This window comes from Hahella sp. HN01, assembly GCF_018986435.1.
In the GTDB taxonomy this organism is placed as follows: Bacteria; Pseudomonadota; Gammaproteobacteria; order Pseudomonadales; family Oleiphilaceae; genus Hahella.
Window position 1 is genome coordinate 1 of the sequence record NZ_JAHMIN010000081.1, and the last position, 4,536, is coordinate 4,536.

Sequence of the window (4,536 nt, forward strand, 5' to 3'; positions counted from 1 at the left end):
GCGAGGGCGAGCGTAGCCACTGCCTGTCCGCTTGGGGTGTATCTCAGTTCGGCGTCACGCCCGAGGGCGCACAATTTAATAAACATAAAATCTCCTACTTGATCCTAATTGAGCTTTTTGTGTGCTCCAGTCTGGCGCCGGGAATGTTCGTCCCGCCTTTCAGCGCCTTGGTAATGCTCGCCTTGTTGGGCTTAACTTCCGTCTTCACGTCCACGTATTCATCGGGGAGGGCGCTTTCATCTTCGATAGCGGCGGTCTCCCGGCCTTTAACGTAAGAGATGGAAAACAGCGGACAGCTGATATTCTTGATCCCTGTGCGCTCCATGTTTTCCCGCAGGTAGTCCGTCACTTGTTCCTGACGGTTTTCTAAGGTTTTCTTGCGGGCCTGTAGGCGCTTTATCTCCGTATCCACCGCCTTAATGTCGGGTTCCAGGTTGCGGATGAAGTGCGCGACCGAGACGGCCTTGTCCTGAAACTCTCCCTCGATGGCGTCCAGCGTATCGACAACGGCCTGTTTCAGGTTGGCGTCGTCGCCAGCGTCTAGGTTTTGCAGCTCCAGCAGCTTGCCGGTGATTTTGTATAGCTCCGTCATCAGGCGGCCTCTTGCCCTTCCAGTTCCGCTTTCTTGCGGTCCTTGGCCAGTGTCAGGCGCTTAATCCCGGCGGTGTCGCGCTTGGCTTCCAACTTCCGCAGGGCGGACTTGAACACGCCCGCCAACATGTTCAGATTGACGGACTCGTTCATCAGTCGAATGTTTTCATCCAACCACGCTTGCGCCTCTGCTTTCTGGCGCTCTTTGGCTTCCACTTGGTTTACGGCGGTTTCGATTTCGACCTCTTGGGCTACCTGTTCGACATAGTTGAAGTCGTCATACAGGCCCATGTGGATGTCGGCGCCGAAGCCTAAAACAGACAGCGCTTTAGAAAGTGCATCCGTCAGCGACTTTTTAGGCGCTTCCGGGTCTGTCTGGATGCCGTGCCGGGTGCGAAATACGTAGGGAGTGTGTCCGTAGTGAACGACCTCTCCGCGCTTACCGTCGACTTCATACCAGACCGCCAGCTTGATAGTGTGAACCTTGCTCGTCACAAGCGGCTGACCTTCTACGCCCAGGTTAAGAGGCGCGCCTTCGTCGAACCTTTCCTCCAGTACGGTGTAACCCCAGCCCGTTCCGACCGGTCCAAATTGCTCTGTGGCTTTGCGGTGCAGATAGGTCGGGTTGATGCTGGTCCCGGTGAAGCCGCCGGCGCCGGTGTATTTCTTGGTGTAAGCGGGGTCAGTCTTTTGGACTGACTCCCATAGTTGCAGGTTAGTGGTGGGCATACGCTTGGTTTTCCTCGTAGCGGTCGATGGAGAAGTCTTCCTGCTCCTGCTTGTATGCGGCGTCAGCCAGATATTTCCCGATGCTGTAGGCGGCGTTATCGATCATCTGCTTACAGGAGGTGACTGCTGTTTGGCGGCCTTTCTTGTCGTCCCGGCTCTGGTAGAGCAGGGATAGAACCGCGTCGATGTCGTCGCCTTGTTTAACCTCGTCTAGCACATCCTGAAAGCCCCACTTCTGGCCGTTCACATGGACGCGCCTGCCTTCCAATAGATCCTCCGCGATGGACTTAGCCGTGCTCTCCAGAATGCGATCTTTGATCTCTTGTCTTTCCATGTAGTCCATGTATTTCATTGCTCTAAGTCCTTCTGAAGTTGGGTAATGATGTTTTGTAGTTCGGCGATCTTGCGGTCGCGCTCCTGAATGGCTGAGTTGGCGTCGACCAGATCGTCATGGCTGCACTCCAGATCAAATACCAAGTCGCTGTTCTTATCTCGTAGGTCGTCCAGTCTGTAGAGGATGGCTTCAGCCTCGACCGCGCACTTGATCATGAGGGCGTTTAGAAGCTCTCTGTCTGTCATGTGGGTGAGTAGAGTTCCGTTCATGTGTGGTCCTTATTGGTAGATGGCGACTGGAAACTTGGCGTTAGGGTTAACAGCCTTGATGGCTCGTTTGCTCTTGTATTGGGCCAGTCTGGATAGGTTGCTGATTGGTCCTTGATGTGGAGCAACTGCAACTAAAAGTTCTTTGTGGGCTGCGGAGTGCAGGGCTTTTCTGGTGTCTAGCATTCTTGTCCCTCAATCGTTCAACTTAATGAAGGCGAGTTTAAAAATGTAAACAATGAAGGTCAAGCAAAATGTTTAATAAATTAAACGTTTTTTGTTTGGCTAAAAAAAGACCCGCTGGAATAAGCGGGTCAGTTTCGGGATGTTTAATATTTGGGCGAGGTTCTATTTCGGGGATGTTGGCGTTTAAGTGTATTTTGTTTTGCCGCTAGAGCCCTGATCCTTGTTCTCATAGTTCGTTAGATCATAACGGAGTACCAAAAAGCTTTGCCTAAAACTCGGACATGCTTAAGGCTTTCCCCTGTGATTAACTCATCTGGATATTCAGCAACGTTGTAGCATTTCAATCTAAATCCACCGCCCGGTGTTCTATAAACCAACCGAACCAGAGGCATTCCGTTATGGTCAATTCCGTATAGCTTTCCGTCCAATATTTCTGTGTTGGACGTGTCTATGCCAACGACTGTGCCATTGGGTAAAACAGGCTCCATGCTTGGGCCTTTGACTTCTATGCATGCTGCGTGCTCAGGAGTAATTCCTCGCTCTTTCAATACAGGTATTGGATAGCGAAGCTTGGCTCCATGAATATCTAACTTGATGACGCTGCCGCTACCGTTCGACAACTTTACTTCGGTATAAAAAGGCAACTCTATTTCATCCTCCTTTAATGGGTCTCCTTCTTCCCAAAATTCCACCGTGCCCATCCATTCGGCTCTTCTTTCAGGCCCTTGGCTTTCTACGCCAGTAATGAGCCAATTAGGATCACATTTCAGCACCTTGCTCAGCGCAATTAGATTCTGGCCGCTTGGTTTGCTTAATCCACTGATCCAATGGCTAACAGCCCCTTTCGAGACGCCGGCCTCTCTTACGATTTGCGCAGCTTTTAGGCCTAAAGCCTGCATGCGCTGTTTGATGCGGTTTGATGTATCCATGTTTATTATTGTAAACACCTGGGAGTGTACAATCCTTGACTGTTTTTGTTCAACCTTTTAATCTTTCGTTTAATTTATTAAACAAAATAAGGTTGAACCAATGAAGAAAGCTATCGCAATTCACTACTTTGGCAGTCAAAAGGCGCTCGCAGATGCTTTGAACCTCCATAAGTCCGCCATTTCACAATGGGGCGACACGATCCCGGAGCTTCGCGCTTTCCAGTTAGAGAGGCTGACAAACGGCAAGTTAAAGCATGAGCCGAATGTAGCCGCCGAAACGACACGGTCAGTTTAAGAGCAGGGAGGCTTTTAATTCATGAAACAGCAATCACGCCTAAAGCTGCTTATGTCCGCCGTTAATCGATGGCTGGAACAACCCAAAGCGAGCCGGGCGACTATCTGCGGCGAAATCGTCCAAGCGGCTAACGACTGCGGGCTGTCCGAAATCCTTAAAAACGAAGGGATCACGTTCAACCAGTCGGATGACCTTTATAACGACATGCGCGTCAACGCCCAAAAGATTTTCCGCTGGCTGGGTCAGTACGACGGGATACACGCCTTCCTTGATCGATTGTGGTGTCTGGAGCCCGCCATCGTTGCGGCCATGCCTGAAGCTTTGCGCCTGTCTTATTTGAATGACGTGTTCAGCGTTGCGGGTGTCGTGGTGTGCAGCCGGCAGGTGAGTTGCGAGCACATCGACGCCACCCGCATGGCGGCCTGTCTCACCAAAGAGCAGATGGAGGCCCAGGTGTCCGTCATTGAGTTGGGCATACACCCGGACCTCGACTCCGCCCGCCGCGCTTATCAGGAAGTGTCTGAAGCGGTCGCCACTGGGGCGGCTGTGTTGGGTGAGTTGGAAAGAACCTATCCCGAGCTGAACTATAAGGGCGCTGCAATGGCCGCCCGCTCTCACGCAGTAATCAACTAGGAGGTTGATAGATGGAAGCACAAGCCAACGTTGTGGCTTTTCCCAGTCCGCACGCTATAGGAATAGTTAAGGCGGACATTGAAAACGGATATACCCGCATGGCGAACGACCTTGTCGATGCGCTGGCTCACGTCGAGCTTAGCGGCAGGCAATACCGTGTGTTCATGGCGATCATTCGCAAGACCTATGGATACAACAAAAAATCTGACTGGATGGCTGCCGAGCAGATCCAGAAGGCAATGGGTTACACAGGTGACATTACACACATTCGCGCAGACCTGCGCGAGCTGAAAAGCCGTAACCTGATCATACAGGATGGCCGTCAAATCGGTCCGAATACATTGCTGTCGGAATGGATTCTGTCTAAGCCCAGCAGACCGAAAACGGTCCGTAAACAGACCGAAAACGGTCTCCCTAAAACAGGCCGAAATCAGTCTGTAAACGGACCGAAAACGGTCTCCAAACAGACCGAAATCGGTCTATATACGGACCGAAAACGGTCCCCACAAAAGACAAAAGACAATAATTCAAAAAACAATATCCCAAAAGACAACACGCGGCAGACGAAATCCG

At 51.4% G+C, this 4,536-nt stretch carries 8 protein-coding genes; 3 read left to right on the forward strand and 5 right to left on the reverse strand.

Annotation, left to right across the window (positions count from 1 at the left end; all coding sequences use genetic code 11):
• Positions 1-94: 94 nt before the first annotated feature.
• The 5 genes from KP814_RS31865 to KP814_RS31885 all read right to left on the reverse strand — a co-directional run bounded on the left by KP814_RS31865 (position 95) and on the right by KP814_RS31885 (position 3,035).
• Complete coding sequence (locus tag KP814_RS31865; RefSeq protein ID WP_216740563.1) at positions 95-592, reverse strand: siphovirus Gp157 family protein; 498 nt, start codon at positions 590-592, stop codon at positions 95-97.
• The gene (locus KP814_RS31870) at positions 592-1,320 is read right to left on the reverse strand and encodes a hypothetical protein (RefSeq protein WP_216740564.1); all 729 of its coding nucleotides are present in this window, start codon (positions 1,318-1,320) and stop codon (positions 592-594) included. The genes KP814_RS31865 and KP814_RS31870 overlap by 1 nt, the downstream gene beginning before the upstream one ends.
• Positions 1,307-1,672 (reverse strand): hypothetical protein, encoded by a 366-nt coding sequence (locus KP814_RS31875; RefSeq protein ID WP_216740565.1) that lies wholly within the window; start codon positions 1,670-1,672, stop codon positions 1,307-1,309. Before KP814_RS31875 ends, KP814_RS31870 begins: the two co-directional genes overlap by 14 nt.
• Complete coding sequence (locus KP814_RS31880) at positions 1,669-1,923, reverse strand: hypothetical protein (RefSeq protein WP_216740566.1); 255 nt, start codon at positions 1,921-1,923, stop codon at positions 1,669-1,671. Before KP814_RS31880 ends, KP814_RS31875 begins: the two co-directional genes overlap by 4 nt.
• Positions 1,924-2,342: 419 nt before the next feature.
• The gene (locus KP814_RS31885) at positions 2,343-3,035 is read right to left on the reverse strand and encodes a S24 family peptidase (protein ID WP_216740567.1); all 693 of its coding nucleotides are present in this window, start codon (positions 3,033-3,035) and stop codon (positions 2,343-2,345) included.
• Positions 3,036-3,135: 100 nt separating this feature from the next.
• Here KP814_RS31885 and KP814_RS31890 point away from each other — a divergent pair, with 100 nt between their 5' ends.
• The 3 genes from KP814_RS31890 to KP814_RS31900 form a co-directional block, all read left to right on the forward strand.
• On the forward strand, positions 3,136-3,330 hold the full coding sequence (locus KP814_RS31890) for a Cro/CI family transcriptional regulator (RefSeq protein ID WP_216740568.1): 195 nt from the start codon (positions 3,136-3,138) through the stop codon (positions 3,328-3,330).
• Positions 3,331-3,351: 21 nt separating this feature from the next.
• Positions 3,352-3,963, forward strand: a complete 612-nt coding sequence (locus KP814_RS31895) for a hypothetical protein (protein WP_216740569.1) — start codon at positions 3,352-3,354, stop codon at positions 3,961-3,963.
• Positions 3,964-3,974: 11 nt separating this feature from the next.
• On the forward strand, positions 3,975-4,536 hold a 562-nt coding region (locus tag KP814_RS31900; RefSeq protein ID WP_216740570.1), incomplete at its 3' end, for a replication protein.